Annotated in this window: 10 protein-coding genes and 1 pseudogene; 8 read left to right on the top strand and 3 right to left on the bottom strand. The window is 65.8% G+C overall.

The window, feature by feature from the left end; all coding sequences use genetic code 11:
• Window positions 1–1,611 (top strand): gamma-glutamyltransferase family protein, encoded by a 1,611-nt coding sequence (locus M1B34_RS17040; protein ID WP_268265708.1) that lies wholly within the window; start codon window positions 1–3, stop codon window positions 1,609–1,611.
• Between the two features lie 450 nt (window positions 1,612–2,061).
• The gene (locus tag M1B34_RS17035) at window positions 2,062–2,961 is read left to right on the top strand and encodes a polysaccharide deacetylase family protein (RefSeq protein WP_268265707.1); all 900 of its coding nucleotides are present in this window, start codon (window positions 2,062–2,064) and stop codon (window positions 2,959–2,961) included.
• Window positions 2,962–3,106: 145 nt separating this feature from the next.
• On the opposite strand, the pseudogene mhpT reads toward M1B34_RS17035, so the two are convergent.
• Window positions 3,107–4,323, bottom strand: a pseudogene (gene mhpT, locus M1B34_RS17030) (3-(3-hydroxy-phenyl)propionate transporter MhpT).
• 324 nt (window positions 4,324–4,647) lie between these two features.
• Between mhpT and M1B34_RS17025 the strand changes: the two are divergent.
• Window positions 4,648–5,958 (top strand): OprD family porin, encoded by a 1,311-nt coding sequence (locus M1B34_RS17025; RefSeq protein WP_268260921.1) that lies wholly within the window; start codon window positions 4,648–4,650, stop codon window positions 5,956–5,958.
• Between the two features lie 45 nt (window positions 5,959–6,003).
• Here M1B34_RS17025 and M1B34_RS17020 read toward each other — a convergent pair whose 3' ends face one another.
• Entirely contained in the window at window positions 6,004–6,492 is a 489-nt protein-coding gene (locus M1B34_RS17020; protein ID WP_123333625.1) for a MarR family winged helix-turn-helix transcriptional regulator, read from the bottom strand.
• A gap of 213 nt (window positions 6,493–6,705) precedes the next feature.
• On the opposite strand from M1B34_RS17020, the gene M1B34_RS17015 reads away from it, so the two are divergent.
• From M1B34_RS17015 to M1B34_RS16995, 5 genes are all read left to right on the top strand, one after another.
• Window positions 6,706–7,536, top strand: a complete 831-nt coding sequence (locus M1B34_RS17015; RefSeq protein ID WP_123333623.1) for a p-hydroxycinnamoyl CoA hydratase/lyase — start codon at window positions 6,706–6,708, stop codon at window positions 7,534–7,536.
• A 117-nt stretch (window positions 7,537–7,653) separates the two neighbouring features.
• Window positions 7,654–9,102 (top strand): aldehyde dehydrogenase, encoded by a 1,449-nt coding sequence (locus tag M1B34_RS17010; protein WP_123333621.1) that lies wholly within the window; start codon window positions 7,654–7,656, stop codon window positions 9,100–9,102.
• A gap of 160 nt (window positions 9,103–9,262) precedes the next feature.
• A complete protein-coding gene (locus M1B34_RS17005; RefSeq protein WP_268265706.1) occupies window positions 9,263–11,146 on the top strand; it encodes a feruloyl-CoA synthase in 1,884 nt (627 codons plus the stop codon).
• A complete protein-coding gene (locus tag M1B34_RS17000; RefSeq protein ID WP_268265705.1) occupies window positions 11,143–12,384 on the top strand; it encodes a thiolase family protein in 1,242 nt (413 codons plus the stop codon). The genes M1B34_RS17005 and M1B34_RS17000 overlap by 4 nt, the downstream gene beginning before the upstream one ends.
• A gap of 72 nt (window positions 12,385–12,456) precedes the next feature.
• On the top strand, window positions 12,457–14,214 hold the full coding sequence (locus M1B34_RS16995; RefSeq protein ID WP_268265704.1) for an acyl-CoA dehydrogenase: 1,758 nt from the start codon (window positions 12,457–12,459) through the stop codon (window positions 14,212–14,214).
• A gap of 6 nt (window positions 14,215–14,220) precedes the next feature.
• On the opposite strand, the gene M1B34_RS16990 is transcribed toward M1B34_RS16995, so the two are convergent.
• Entirely contained in the window at window positions 14,221–14,808 is a 588-nt protein-coding gene (locus tag M1B34_RS16990) for a biliverdin-producing heme oxygenase (RefSeq protein WP_268265703.1), read from the bottom strand.
• Between the last annotated feature and the right edge of the window lie 20 nt (window positions 14,809–14,828).

Below are 14,828 nucleotides of genomic sequence, written 5' to 3'. Positions count from 1 at the left end.
ATGTTGAAATTTTCTGCCCACGAATACCCCTATCCGTCCCAGCGCCAGAGCGTGTTCGCGCGCCGTGGCATGGTCGCCGCGTCCCAGCCCCTGGCGGCCGAGGCCGGCATTGAAATCATGCGCCAGGGCGGCAATGCCATCGACGCGGCAATTGCCACGGCGGCGGCCCTGACCGTGGTCGAACCCACCGGCTGCGGTCTGGGCGGTGATGCCTTTGCCCTGGTCTGGAGCCAAGGCCGTTTGCACGGTTTGAACGCCAATGGCCAGGCGCCGGCGGCCCTGAGCATCGAGGCGGTCAAGGCTGCCGGGCATGAACAGATGCCGCTCTACGGTTGGACCCCGGTCACCGTGCCGGGCTGTCCATCGGCCTGGGCCGAGTTGTCCCGGCGCTTTGGCAGGTTGCCGTTTGCCGACCTGTTGCAACCGGCCATCAGCCTGGCCCGGGACGGTTTTCCGCTGTCGCCGGTGGTCGCCCATCAATGGCAGATCGCCCTGGATGAATTCAGCCCCCACCGTGACCCGGTGCTGGAGGCCTGGTTCGAGACCTTTCTGATCGACGGCCGTGCGCCTAAGGCCGGTGAGCTGTTTCGCAACCCGGCCCAGGCCCGGACCCTGGAAGAACTGGCCGCCACCGCTTGCGAAAGCCTGTATCGCGGCGCCCTGGCCCAGCGCCTGGACGCCCACTCCCGAGCCACTGGCGGTTACCTGCGGGCCAGCGATTTGCAGGATTATCGCGCCCAGTGGGTGGACCCCATCAGCATCAATTACCGGGGCTACGACGTCTGGGAAATTCCCCCGAGCGGGCAGGGGCTGGTGGCGCTGATGACCTTGCAGATTCTTCAGGGCTTCGACTTCGACCACCGTGACAGCCAACAAACCTGGCACCGCCAACTGGAGGCCATGAAGCTGGCCTACAGCGACGGCCTGCACCACATCACCGACCCGCAGCACATGCGGGTGGCCGTGGCCGACTTGCTCAGCGAGGCCTACAGCACCCGGCGTCGCGAGCAGATCGGTGAACAGGCGCAAGCGCCGCAACCCGGCGACCCCCACGCCAGTGGCACGGTGTACCTGGCCACTGCCGACGCCGAGGGCAATATGGTGTCGTTTATCCAGAGCAACTATCACGGCTTCGGTTCCGGCGTGGTGCTGCCCGACAGCGGTATCGCCTTGCAGAACCGCGGCCAGGAATTCAGCCTCGACCCGGCCCACGCCAATTGCCTGGCCCCGGGTAAAAAGACCTTTCACACCATCATTCCCGGGTTCCTCAGCCAAGGCGGCGAGCCCCTCGGGCCGTTCGGGGTCATGGGCGGCTACATGCAGCCCCAGGGCCACGTGCAGATGGTGATGAACCTGGTGGACTTCGGCCTGAACCCGCAAGCGGCGCTGGATGCGCCACGCTGGCAATGGCTGGGGGGGATGAAAGTCGGGATCGAGCAGGGGGCTTCCCGGGACTTGGCCAACGCCCTGGCACGGCGTGGGCATCAAGTGGAGATCGCCAGCGACTTGACCGACTACGGTCGAGGGCAGATTATCCTGCGCGACCCGGTCAGCGGGGTGCTGTGCGGCGGCACCGAACCGCGAGCGGACTCCCATATCGCGGTGTGGTGAAGCTGTAGGGTGGCGCTGTACGCAGGTAGGCGAACCGCCTCGCCTAGCCACCTGGGCAGATCCGAGGATCCCCCGCGTACAGCCGCCATTGAGGCCCGCGAGACTATGTCGTTGAGGGGCTGGAGAGGCAAGTCAGATGATTCTGTAAGCCTTGTAGGAAATTTATACAGCCGGGCCTGCCGGCCGGGTTTGAATGAGTGCCCGGGCCCGTTGAACTCCGGGCCCGGGCGCCAGTCCTATCGGTCGCGCAGGGCTTGCTCATTGGGCCCTGGGGCTCAAGCGTCATTGCACACATACACTGTTGGCCCCGCTCAAGGAGAGAGTGATACCGCACCTTGAGTGACCGTCGCGAGCGACGGAGCAGGGTGCCGACCTGGCACCCGTCCGGGCCACAACGCCACGCCGGCGTTGCATCGGGTGTCGTACTCGCTCCGGATTGACGCCACCACCATGAAACACCTTGTCGCCCTGTTAGGGGCATTGGCCATCGCCGTGGGCCTGGGCGGTTGCATCAGCGCGCCGATCGAGTTGACCGCGCAAACCCAGCAACGCTTGCAGGCGCAACCGCCGATCCGTTTTTTGCTGACCTTCGATGATGGCCCCAGCGCCTCCAGCCTGTTCAACCCGACCGAGTCGGTTCTCAACGACCTGGCGCACAACCCCTTGTTGCCGGGGATCAAGGCGGTGTTTTTCCTCCAGACCCGCGCCCCGCGTGCCGGTGGCAGCGAAATCGGGCGGGCACTGATGGCCCGGGAACATGCGGACGGGCACCTGTTGGGGTTCCACACCGCCACCCCGTGGCACAGCAACCACCGCTCCCTGAACCCGCAGCAACTCGAACAGTCGCTGAGCGATGGCACTGGCGACCTTGCAGCGATCACCGGCGCGCCGCCGAGCCTGCTGCGCCCGCCGTTCTGGAATTACGACAAGCGCACCTTTGCCGCCTACCAGCGCCATGGGCTGCACGTGTTGCTGACCGACTTGAGTGCCAATGACGGCAAGGTCTGGGGCATCACCGCCAGCCCGCGCCGCCGCGCCAACCTGCTGCGGCAGTTGTCCGAGGTGCGCGAGCAGATCGCTGTCGGCGCCTTGCCGGAGGTGGACGGGGTGATTCCAGTGGTGGTGACCTTTCATGACCTGAACCGCTACACCGCCCGGCATCTGCAGGAGTATTTGCAGATCCTTATGGACAGTGCCCGCGCCACCGGCGTGACCACCGCCGCCATGCCCTTCTACGACGACACCGCCCAACTGCAACGCGCCGCCATGGCCCGCACCGTGCGCAGCAGTGGGCAAAGTGTGCACCTGCCGGGGCTGTGGAACTGGCTGTGGGCGGGTGATTCCCAGTAACTCGCCCTTGCATAACGCCAGCGCTGCTCCTCGTTCCCACGCTCCGCGTGGTCACGCCACCAAGGACGCTCCGCGCTCCGCCTATACCGCCGGGGACACCGCCGCTCAGCCCTCGCCGGCAGCGGTGCTGGCACTAGGCAGAGAATCAGCCGGTGGTGTTGGCGTTGGCCGGACGACTGGCCTGTGGCTGGGCAATCACGGTGATCACGGCCAGGGCGGCGATGACCAGGCCGGGGGAGGTGGCCAGCAGCACGCCGGTGGTGCCGGCGCCCGCCGCGAGGATTTGCCCGGCCGCCAGGGGCCCGGCCACCGAACCCAGGCGGCCGATGGCGACTGCCGCGCCCACCCCGGTAGCCCGCACAGCGGTGGGGTAGGACGGTGGTGCCAGGGCGTACAGCACCAGTTGCGCGGCCATGACGAACAGGCCGGCGGCAAAGCCTGCGCTGGCCATCGGCACAATACCCACCGACAGCCCGACCCCGGCCAGGGCGGCGAGCAGGCCGGCGTAGACGAACAGCACCACCTTGATGGCGTTGCAGCGGTCCAGCAGCAGGCCGCCCAGCAATGAGCCCAGGGTGCCGCCGATGTTGAACAGCATCTGCACCATGCCCGCCTGGGGCTTGCTGAAGCCTTGCTCCAGCAGCAGCGACGGCAGCCAGTTGAGCAGCATGTACATCACGGTCAGGGTGAAGAAGTAGCTCATCCACAACGCCAGGGTGGTGCGCGCCCGGCCTTCGCCGAACAGCGCCTGGCCGGTGGAGCTGCGGGCCACGCCGGGGTTGCCCTGTTGCTGGCGAAAGGCGCTGGACTCGGGCAGCAGCAGGATCATCAGCGGCGCCACCAGCAGGGGCGCGAGGCCGCCGATGATGAAGGTCGCTTGCCAATGATCGGTGAACAGCATGGCCACCACGGCAGCCAGGGCACCGCCCAAGGGCACCCCGGCGTACATGATGCTGATGGCAGTGCCGCGGCGTTGCTCGCCCACCGCTTCGGCGCACAGGGCGATCAGGTTGGGCAGGGCGGCGCCCAGGCCCAGGCCGGTCATGAAACGCACCAGCAGCAGGCCCGAGTAACTGCCGACATAGGCGGTGCACAGCGAGAACACGCCGAACAGCAGTACCGCGCCCACGAGGATTTTCTTGCGTCCGATACGGTCGGCGATCCAGCCGCCGAAGAAGGCCCCGGGGAGCAGGCCGATGATCCCGGCGCTGAACACCCAGCCCATCATTTTCGGGTCCAGGGCAAAGGTCTGGCGCAGGCCCGCGGCGCCGTGCCGGCGGCTTGCAGGTCAAAACCTTCGATCAGCGCTACGATAAAACACAAAGCGATAGTCAGCGTCGTACGACGTGATGGGTGATCCATGGCGGAACCTCGTTATTGTTTTTGTTGTGGTGCTGGGCCTGGGGCGAACGGGCGCCGTGACAGGTCGAAATTAAGATTAACAAAGATAACTAAAAAAAGAACAGAATCTATTTTATGTCTAATATTGCGTGTTAAACCTATGTAAATCAGTAGGTTGAGTATCTGTATGAAATATATTTGTTAAATAGATAACAATATTAATGTTCGATTATCGGCTACTGGCGATTGACGACATCCCCCGGCTGTTTCCATTCTCTGTCCACGGATCGGCCCGACCCAGGCCGGGACCGAGCGAAAAACAACAACAATAAATGGACATCGAACATGCCAAGACTCCCTCAGGACGCCCTCGCGGCGCCCTTCGCCATACCTCTACGCGCCCCTTGCCTGGCCTTGCTCGGCTTGAGCCTGTGTTCCCCGCAGTTGCTGGCCGCCGGCTTTATCGATGACAGCCACGGCACCCTGACGCTGCGCAATTACTACCTGGACCGTGACTACAAGGACGATGGCGCCAAGACCGCCGCCCGGGAATGGGCCCAGGGTTTTATCTTCAACATGGAATCGGGCTACACCGAGGGCACCCTGGGGTTCGGTCTTGATGCCCGGGGGCTGATGGGGCTCAAGCTGGACTCCTCGCCGGACCGCAGCGGCACCGAGTTGCTGCCGGTGGGCAAGAGCGATAAGCGCGCCGCCGACGAATACTCGCGCCTGGGCCTGACCGCCAAGGTGCGCCTGGCCCAGACCACGGTAAAGACCGGCGACGTGTCGATCTTCCTGCCGTTTGCCTTTGCCAGCCCCTCACGCCTGCTGCCCCAGACCTTTCGCGGGACCATCCTCAGTTCCAAGGACATCGAAGGGCTGACCCTCAACGCCGGCTACATCGACCGCATCAACAAGCGCGATTCCACCGACTACCAGCCCATGAGCATTGCCTCGCCCAACGGGCGTTTCAAGGCCACGGCGACCACCTCGCACATGGCCTACCTGGGGGGTGATTACCAGGTCAATCCGGACCTCAGCCTGCGCGCCTACCACGCTGAAGTGGCGGATCTGTACCAGCAGAACACCCTGGCCCTGCTGCACAACCTCAAGCTCGGCGACGGCGTGCTGACCACCGACCTGCGCAGCTTTTTCAGTGACGAGGACGGCAGCGCCAAGGCCGGCAAGGTGGACAACCGCAACCTCTCGGCGCTGTTCGGCTACCGTTTCGGGGGCCACCGGCTGAGCCTGGGCTACATGCACGCCAGCGGTGACACGGCCACGCCTTATGTGTCCGGCACCGAGTTGATGGGCATGAGCGAACTGACCATGAGTTCGGACTTTCTCAACGCCAAGGAGCGCACCTGGCAGGCCATCTACGACTACGACTTTGCCGCCGCCGGGGTGCCCGGGCTCAAGAGCCGCCTGCGCTATGTGCGCGGCGACCACATCGAGCTGGCGTCGTTGAACGCCGAGGACCGCAAGGAGCGGGAGTTCCAGATGGAGTTGGGGTATGTGGTGCAGAGTGGCCCGCTGAAAAACGTCGGGCTGGTGGCGCGCAAGTCGATCTACCGCAATGACTTCCCGGCCGGTGCGGCCTTTCGCGATGAAAACCAGACCCGTTTCCTGGTGACCTACAGCCTGCCGATCTGGTAAGGCAGGGGGCCGGCCGCTCCGTCAGGGGCGTGCCGGCCTCGCGCTTCAGTCCTGATAGACCTTCTTCAACAGCCGCAGCAGTTGCTCGCGCTCTTGCTCGTCGAGGGCGGCCGTGGCGTCCAGGTCGCTCTGGGCGGCGATCTGTTTGAGTTCCTTGAGCAGGGTCTCGCCGGTCTTGCTGAGGAAAATCCCGTAGGAGCGTTTGTCCGGCTTGCAGCGCACGCGGACCGCCAGCGCCCGTTCTTCCAGTTTGTTCAGCAGCGGCACCACCTGGGGCGGCTCGATAGCCAGCGCCCGGGCCAGGTCCGCCTGCATCAGCCCCGGGTTCTGCTCGATGATCGCCAGGGCCGAGAACTGTGCGGGGCGCAGGTCGTGGGCAGACAGGCGGCTGATGAGGTTCTGGAACAGCTTCAACTGGGCCCGGCGCATGGCGTAGCCGATCAGGTCGTCCAGCGCGGAGTCCAGCGGCGCCTGGGTGTCGGCGGCGACGGCGAGGGCTTCGGTGGGGGCGACGAGCTTGGACGACTTGGCCATTGCGGGGGTAATCCTCAGGTGGGCGGTTAACAAGGCTATCTAGTTTGCCGAGGTTGCTCGGCGATAGCTACGGCTTGTCGCACATCCATCTGCCCTTGCCGTGATCCGGGTGCTGAAAATATTTGGTTAATTTGATTAATAGTTAATTGACATAACTAATTCGCCGGTTTAGTTTTTACCCATCGTCAAGCCAAGAACAAGAGAGCACACACCATGAGCAAATACGAAGGCCGCTGGAGCACCGTCAAAGTCGAACTCGAGGAAGGCATTGCCTGGGTGATCCTCAATCGCCCGGAAAAACGCAACGCCATGAGCCCGACCCTGAATCGGGAAATGATCGATGTGCTGGAAACCCTGGAGCAGGACGCGGACGCCGGCGTGCTGGTGCTGACCGGTGCCGGTGAATCCTGGACCGCGGGCATGGACCTCAAGGAATACTTCCGTGAAGTCGACGCCGGCCCGGAAATCCTCCAGGAAAAAATCCGCCGCGAAGCCTCCCAATGGCAGTGGAAACTGCTGCGCATGTACGCCAAGCCCACCATCGCCATGGTCAACGGCTGGTGCTTCGGTGGCGGTTTCAGCCCGCTGGTGGCTTGCGACCTGGCGATCTGCGCCGACGAGGCCACCTTCGGCCTGTCGGAAATCAACTGGGGCATCCCGCCGGGCAACCTGGTGAGCAAGGCCATGGCCGACACCGTGGGCCACCGCCAGTCGCTGTACTACATCATGACCGGCAAAACCTTCGGCGGGCAGAAAGCCGCCGAGATGGGCCTGGTCAACGAAAGCGTGCCCCTGGCCCAGCTGCGGGAAGTGACCATCGACCTGGCGCGCAACCTGCTGGAGAAAAACCCGGTGGTGCTGCGTGCTGCCAAGCACGGCTTCAAGCGCTGCCGCGAGCTGACCTGGGAGCAGAACGAAGACTACCTGTACGCCAAGCTCGATCAGTCGCGTCTGCTGGACACCGAAGGCGGTCGTGAACAGGGCATGAAGCAGTTCCTCGACGACAAGAGCATCAAGCCCGGCTTGCAGGCCTACAAGCGCTGAGACCGAGCGGGGCGCGCCGGTGAACCTCGAGGGGCGCCGGCTGTTCGCCCCCGTGCCTTGGCGCTACTGTGAGCCCCTCGAACGAATTCCCGATAAAGACAATAAAGAGGAATCACCATGCTGGACGTGCCCCTGTTGATCGGCGGCCAGTCGTGCCCCGCCCGCGACGGTCGAACCTTTGAACGGCGTAACCCGGTGACCGGTGAAGTGGTGTCGCGGGTCGCCGCGGCCACCCTGGACGATGCCGACGCCGCCGTGGCCGCTGCGCAAGCGGCGTTCCCCGCCTGGGCCGCCCTGGCGCCCAATGAGCGGCGCACCCGTTTGTTGCGTGCCGCCGAACAATTGCAGGCCCGCAGCGGCGAATTCATCGCCGCCGCCGGCGAGACCGGCGCCATGGCCAATTGGTATGGCTTCAACGTGCATTTGGCGGCCAACATGCTGCGTGAAGCGGCCTCCATGACCACCCAGATCAATGGCGAAGTCATTCCTTCCGATGTGCCGGGCAGCTTTGCCATGGCCCTGCGCCAACCCTGCGGCGTGGTGCTGGGTATCGCCCCGTGGAACGCCCCGGTGATCCTTGCCACCCGTGCCATCGCCATGCCCCTGGCCTGTGGCAATACGGTGGTGCTCAAGGCGTCGGAATTGAGCCCTGCGGTGCACCGCTTGATCGGCCAGGTGCTGCAAGACGCCGGCCTGGGTGACGGCGTGGTCAACGTCATCAGCAACGACCCCAAGGACGCCCCGGCGATTGTCGAGCGACTGATCGCCAACCCGGCAGTGCGCCGGGTCAACTTCACCGGCTCGACCCATGTCGGGCGGATTGTCGGTGAACTCTCGGCCCGCCACTTGAAACCGGCGTTGCTGGAGCTGGGGGGCAAGGCGCCGTTCCTGGTGCTGGCGGACGCCGACTTGGACGCGGCAGTGGAGGCCGCGGCCTTTGGCGCCTACTTCAACCAGGGGCAGATTTGCATGTCCACCGAGCGCCTGATCGTCGATGCCCAGGTGGCCGATGCCTTTGTCGCCAAGCTGACGGCGAAGATCGCCACCTTGCCCGCCGGTAACCCCAACGCCGAAGGCTCGGTGCTCGGCTCCCTGGTGGACAGCCACGCCGGTGAGCGGATCAAGTTGCTGATCGACGATGCCGTCGGCAAAGGCGCAACCCTGGTGGCTGGCGGGCAGTTGGCCGGCAGCATCCTGCAAGCGACCCTGCTGGACGGCGTGACCCCAGAGATGCGCCTGTACCGCGAAGAGTCCTTCGGCCCGGTGGCAGTGGTGCTGCGTGGCGAGGGTGATGAAGAGCTGCTGCGCCTGGCCAACGATTCCGAGTTCGGCCTGTCGGCGGCGATCTTCAGCCGTGACACCGGGCGGGCCCTGGCGTTGGCGCAGCGGGTCGAGTCGGGCATCTGCCACATCAACGGCCCCACCGTGCACGACGAGGCGCAAATGCCCTTTGGCGGCGTCAAGTCCAGTGGTTACGGCAGTTTTGGTGGCAAGGCGTCCATCGAGCATTTCACTCAGTTGCGCTGGGTGACGTTGCAGAACGGCCCACGGCATTACCCGATCTGAGCAGGCGTCGCCGCGTTGGGCGCGGGCTGGCTAAAAAGCCCGTCGCCCCCGTGCAAGGCAGAAATAACAATAACAAGGCTGCAGCCACCGGCTGCCACGCCAGGACAGCCCGTCGCCCCGTGCGGCTTGGCGCCGGCGTGCCTTGATGGAGGACAAGCACGTGAGTTCCGAATTCAGATCGCCATCCCACACCCCGGCCAGCGCCCCGCGCTATCGCCAGGTGTCCATCGGTCGCGCGGCGGTCGAGGTCACCGAAGAGCAGGGCGTGCTGCACATGCGCTCCCAGGAAGCCTTGGGCGAATTGCCCAAGCGCCTGCTGGACCGCTTGCTGCATTGGGCCCTGGTGCGCCCGCAACAGACTTTTATTGCTGCCCGCCAGGCCGACGGTGACTGGCGTCGGGTCAGTTACGCCGAGATGCTCGACAGCGTCCGCGCCATTGCCCAAAGCCTGTTGAGTTACGGCTTGTCCGCAGAACGGCCCCTGGCCTTGCTCTCGGGCAATGACATCGAACACCTGCAGATGGCCCTGGGCGCTATGTATGCTGGGATTCCCTATTGCCCGGTGTCGCCGGCCTATTCGCTGCTGTCCCAGGACTTCGCCAAGCTGCGCCATGTCTGCGACCTGTTGCAGCCGGGGCTGGTCTACGTCAGCGAGGCGGCCGCCTTCGAGCGGGCGATCAACGCAGTGCTGCCGCCTGAGACGCCGTTGATTACCCTGCGCGGGCAGATCGCCGGGCGCACCCAGGCCAGTTTCGCCAGCCTGCTCGAACAACCCGGTGCGGCCGAGGCGGAAGCGGCCTTTGCCGCCACCGGACCGGACAGCATCGCCAAGTTCCTCTTCACCTCAGGTTCGACCAAGCTGCCCAAGGCGGTGGTCACCACCCAACGCATGCTCTGCGCCAACCAGCAGATGCTGTTGCAGACCTTCCCGGTGTTCGGTGAAGAACCGCCGGTGCTGGTGGACTGGCTACCGTGGAACCACACCTTTGGCGGCAGCCACAACGTCGGCATCGTGCTCTACAACGGCGGGACCTTTTACCTGGACGACGGCAAGCCCACCGCCCAGGGCTTTGCCGAAACCCTGCGCAACCTCAAGGAGGTGTCGCCCACCGCGTACCTCACCGTGCCCAAGGGCTGGGAAGAGTTGGTCAATGCCCTGGAGCAGGATGCCGAACTGCGGGAGCGCTTTTTCGCCCGCATCAGCCTGTTCTTTTTCGCTGCCGCCGGCCTGTCCCAGAGCATCTGGGACCGCCTCGATCGGGTCGCCGAACAGCATTGTGGCGAACGCATCCGCATGATGGCCGGGCTGGGCATGACCGAAGCCTCGCCGTCGTGCACTTTCACCACGGGGCCGTTGTCCATGGCCGGTTACATCGGCCTGCCTGCACCGGGCTGTGAAGTGCGCCTGGTGCCGGTGGACGGCAAGCTCGAAGGGCGTTTTCGTGGGCCGCACATCATGCCCTGCTACTGGCGTGCGCCGCAGCAAACCGCCGAGGTGTTCGACGAACAAGGCTTCTACTGCTCCGGCGATGCCCTGAAGCTCGCCGACCCCCGGGACCCACAACTGGGCCTGATGTTCGACGGGCGCATTGCCGAGGACTTCAAGCTGTCTTCCGGGGTGTTTGTCAGCGTCGGCCCGCTGCGCAATCGCGCGGTGCTGGAAGGCTCGCCCTATGTGCAGGACCTGGTGGTCGCGGCGCCGGACCGTGAATGCCTGGGCGCCCTGGTGTTCCCACGGCTGTTCGAGTGCCGACGCCTGTCGGGCCTTGGAGCCGAGGCCAGCGATGCCCAGGTTCTGGCCAGCGTGCCGGTGCGCCAGTGGTTCGCCGAGTGGCTGCAACGCCTGAATCGCGATGCCAATGGCAACGCCAGCCGCCTGGAATGGATTGCCTTGCTCGACGAGCCGGCGTCCATCGACCGTGGCGAGATCACCGACAAGGGTTCGATCAACCAGCGGGCGGTGTTGCAGTGGCGCGCGGACAAAGTCGAGGCGCTGTATCGCGGCCTGGAGCCGTCGATCCTGCGTGCCGGGCCGCGGCCATGAGCCCGGGCGGCCAGTACTCGGCCTTCGCCGATGCCGCACTGCTGGACGCCGTGCGCACGCCCTGGGTCGACCTGGGCGGGGCGCTGGCCCAGGTGTCGCCCATCGACCTGGGGATCAAGGTCGGGCGCGAGGTCCTGGCCCGGGCCGCCCTGGACCCGGCCGGCGTGGACAGCGTGCTCGCCGGCTCCATGGCCCAGGCCAGTTTCGACGCTTACCTGCTACCGCGGCATATCGGCCTTTACAGTGGCGTGGCGCAGGGGGTTCCGGCATTGGGGGTGCAGCGCATCTGCGCCACCGGTTTCGAACTCCTGCGCCAGGCCGCCAGGCAACTGGATGACGGCGTGCAACTGGCGCTGTGTGTGGCTGCCGAGTCGATGTCGCGCAACCCGATTGCCGCCTACACCCACCGCGGCGGTTTTCGCCTGGGGGCGGGTGTGGAGTTCAAGGACTTTCTCTGGGAGGCGCTCTACGATCCGGCGCCTGCCGTGGACATGATCACCACCGCCGACAACCTGGCGCGGCGCCACGGCCTGAGCCGCGAGGCGGTGGACCAATACGCCCTGGACAGTCATCAGCGGGCCCTCAAGGCCCAGGCCGACGGCTGGTTCGCCCCGGAACTGGTGGCGGTCAAGGCGCAGACATTCGAGTTGCCGGGCTATGCCTCGCGGGGTATTCGCCTGCCACGGGGCGTGGACGCGGTGAGTGTCGACAGCCACCCCCGGCCCACGGACATGGCCGCCCTGGCGCGCCTGCGGGCGGTGCATGAGGGCGGGGTGCAGACCGCCGGCAACAGCTGCGCGGTGGTCGATGGTGCGGCGGCGGCCCTGGTCGGGCGTGCGTCTTCAGCCCGCCGCCCGGTGTTGGCGCATCTGCTGGCCAGCGCTGTAGTGGGCGTGGCACCGGAGTTCATGGGCATCGGCCCGGCCCCGGCGATCCAGTTGCTGTTGCAGCGCAGCGGCCTGAGCCTGGGCGATATCGGCCGGGTGGAAATCAACGAGGCGCAATCCGCCCAGGTGCTGGCCGTGGCCCAGGCCCTGGAATTGGACCTCGATCGGCTTAACCCGCGTGGCGGTTCCATCGCCCTCGGCCATCCCTTGGCCGCCAGCGGCCTGCGCCTGGTGCTGACCCTGGCCCGGCAGTTGCGCGAGGACAACCTGCGCTACGGCATCGCCGCTGCCTGTGTCGGCGGCGGCCAGGGCATGGCCCTGTTGATCGAGAACCCGGCCTGGCGCGGCTGAAGGTTCGGGCCCGTCCCACGTGGCGGGCCCGGCGCTGTTTCATTCCCTATCTACCCGTCGATGAGGTTGCCCATGTGGAGCTATCAGGCGCCCCTGCGCGATATGCAATTTGTCCTTGAACACTGGTTGCAGGCCCCCGAGGCCTGGGGCCGCAGCCCGGCCTTCGAGAGCCTGGACCTGCCCCTGGCGCTGCAGGTGCTGGAGGAGGCCGGGCGTTTCAGCAGCGGCGTGCTGGCGCCCTTGAACGCTAGCGGCGACCGCCAGGGTTGCCGCTTGAGCGAGGGCCGGGTCAGCACCCCGGACGGTTTTGTCGAGGCCTATCGGGCCTATGTCGAGGGCGGCTGGCCGGCCCTGGCCTGTGCCGAAGCCCTGGGTGGCCAGGGCCTGCCCCAGGTGTTGGACGCGGCGCTGCAAGAAATGCTCTACGCCAGCAACCACGGCTGGGCCATGTACACCGGCATAGCCCACGGCGCCTACCTGTGCCTCAAGAGCCACGGTGCGCCGTGGCTGCAAGCGCGTTATCTGCCGGGGATCGTCAGCGGCGAAACCCTGCCCACCATGTGCCTGACCGAGCCCCAGGCCGGCAGTGATGTCGGCCTGCTGCGTTGCCGTGCCGAACCCCAGAACGATGGCAGTTACCGGCTTACGGGCAACAAGCTGTTTATCTCCGGCGGCGAGCACGACCTGACGGCGAATATTGTCCATCTGGTGCTGGCTCGGGTACCGGGGGCGCCCGCTGGCAGCCGGGGTATTTCCCTGTTCCTGGTGCCCAAGCTCGGGGAGCAGGGCGAGGCCAACGGGGTGACCTGCGACGGCCTCGAACACAAGCTGGGGATCAAGGGCAGCGCCACCTGTTCCCTGGTGTTCGAAGGGGCCCGGGGCTGGTTGATCGGCGAGGTCAATCGCGGTTTGGCGGCGATGTTCGTGATGATGAATTCGGCGCGTTTGCATGTCGGCCTACAAGGCCTGGGGCATGCCGAGGCGGCTTGGCAAAACGCTGCCAGCTATGCCCGGGAACGCCGGCAGATGCGTGCGCCGCTCCGTCCTTCAGGGGTGGCGGCCGAGGCGGCCGACCCGATCCACTTTCACCCGGCCATGCGCCGCACCTTGCTGGAGTTGCGCGCCCTCAGCGAAGGCATGCGCGCAATCGGCTATTGGGCCGCGCACCTGCTGGATGAGGCCGAGCACGGTGCCGAGGCGCAAGCCCGTGAGCGTGCCGGGCAGTTGAGTGAACTGCTGACTCCGGTGATCAAGGCGTTTTTCACCGAGCAGGGCTTTGTCCTGGCGAGCAAGGCCTTGCAGGTCTTTGGTGGTTACGGCTACGTCAGCGAGTTCGCCATCGAACAGACCTTGCGTGATAGCCGCATCGCCATGATTTACGAAGGCAGCAACGAAATTCAGGCCAATGACTTGCTGCTGCGCAAGGTTTTGGGGGACCAGGGCCGGGCCTTTGGGCTGTTGCTGGAGGTGTTGCAGCAGGAAGCTGTGGAGGGCCGTGACTGGCCCGAGTGTGCAGGCTTTGCCGGGCAGTTGGCTGAGCTTTGTGGGCAGTTGCGGCCACTGTACGCCGAGGTCGCCGAATACACCCGGCAAGACCCCGAGTACCCCTATCGGGCGGCGGGCGACTTTCTCGGCCTGTGTGCCCAGGCCTTGCTCGCCTTTGCCTGGGCCCGCAGTGCGCGGGTGGCCGGGGCGCTGGCGGCGGATGATCCGCAACGGTCGCTGAAGCGGGAAACGGCAGGGTTCTTCTTCAGCTACCTGCTGCCCCGGGCCGGGCAGGCCTTGCAGGGCGTGCGCGGAGCCCGGGCGAGCCTGGCCTTTGTCGACTGACAGGCGTCAGTAGAAGATCCGACGCAGGGTGTCACGGTAGAAATCGAAGGCGTCGATGGCGCCCTGGATGGCCTGGCGTTCCTGCTGTTCGTTCAGCTCCTGGCTGTCGAGCAGGGCGACGAATTGCCGCCAGTGCAGGCCACGGCCGTCCGGGTGGGCGGCGAGGTGGCTGGCGCCCTGGTCCTGGTCCAGGCCCAGTTGCTGGGTTTCCTTGAACAGGAAGGCCGCACCGAGGTTCGAGCCTTCGCTGCAGTACAGCCAGCCAAGGGCTTCGAAGGGGCCGTTGACCGGTGCCGGAGTCGGGTTGGCCGGCACCTCGAGGCCGAGGTCGCCGAGGTCGCGCTTGACCGCTTCGAAGCGCGGCAGTTGTGCCAGGCCTGGCAGTCGGCGGTTCAGCTCGGGGTCGTGGTACAGGGCATCGATGGCGCCATGGAAACCGTGCTGCAAACGCAGGAACTGGGCGTAGCGTTCACGGCTTTCAAAGGGCCGGGCTTGCATCACCAGGCTGTCGACGCTGTCGTGGTCGCGACGGGTGGCGGCTTTCAGGCGTTTGGCCCGGGACAGTTCAGGGGCCTCAAGGGTGGGCGTGGTCATGGAAAACGGCTCCGCAGCGC

The organism is Pseudomonas morbosilactucae (assembly GCF_023241715.1).
Classification (GTDB): Bacteria; Pseudomonadota; Gammaproteobacteria; order Pseudomonadales; family Pseudomonadaceae; genus Aquipseudomonas; species Aquipseudomonas morbosilactucae.
This window is presented reverse-complemented; position numbering and strand designations above follow the sequence as displayed.

Coding starts and splice junctions, on each gene's coding strand:
- M1B34_RS17010 (WP_123333621.1), top strand. CDS start 7,654: ATGCTGGACGTGCCCCTGTTGATCGGCGGCCAGTCGTGCCCCGCCCGC.
- M1B34_RS17025 (WP_268260921.1), top strand. CDS start 4,648: ATGCCAAGACTCCCTCAGGACGCCCTCGCGGCGCCCTTCGCCATACCT.
- M1B34_RS17040 (WP_268265708.1), top strand. CDS start 1: ATGTTGAAATTTTCTGCCCACGAATACCCCTATCCGTCCCAGCGCCAG.
- M1B34_RS17015 (WP_123333623.1), top strand. CDS start 6,706: ATGAGCAAATACGAAGGCCGCTGGAGCACCGTCAAAGTCGAACTCGAG.
- M1B34_RS16990 (WP_268265703.1), bottom strand. CDS start 14,808: ATGACCACGCCCACCCTTGAGGCCCCTGAACTGTCCCGGGCCAAACGC.
- M1B34_RS17020 (WP_123333625.1), bottom strand. CDS start 6,492: ATGGCCAAGTCGTCCAAGCTCGTCGCCCCCACCGAAGCCCTCGCCGTC.
- M1B34_RS16995 (WP_268265704.1), top strand. CDS start 12,457: ATGTGGAGCTATCAGGCGCCCCTGCGCGATATGCAATTTGTCCTTGAA.
- M1B34_RS17000 (WP_268265705.1), top strand. CDS start 11,143: ATGAGCCCGGGCGGCCAGTACTCGGCCTTCGCCGATGCCGCACTGCTG.
- M1B34_RS17035 (WP_268265707.1), top strand. CDS start 2,062: ATGAAACACCTTGTCGCCCTGTTAGGGGCATTGGCCATCGCCGTGGGC.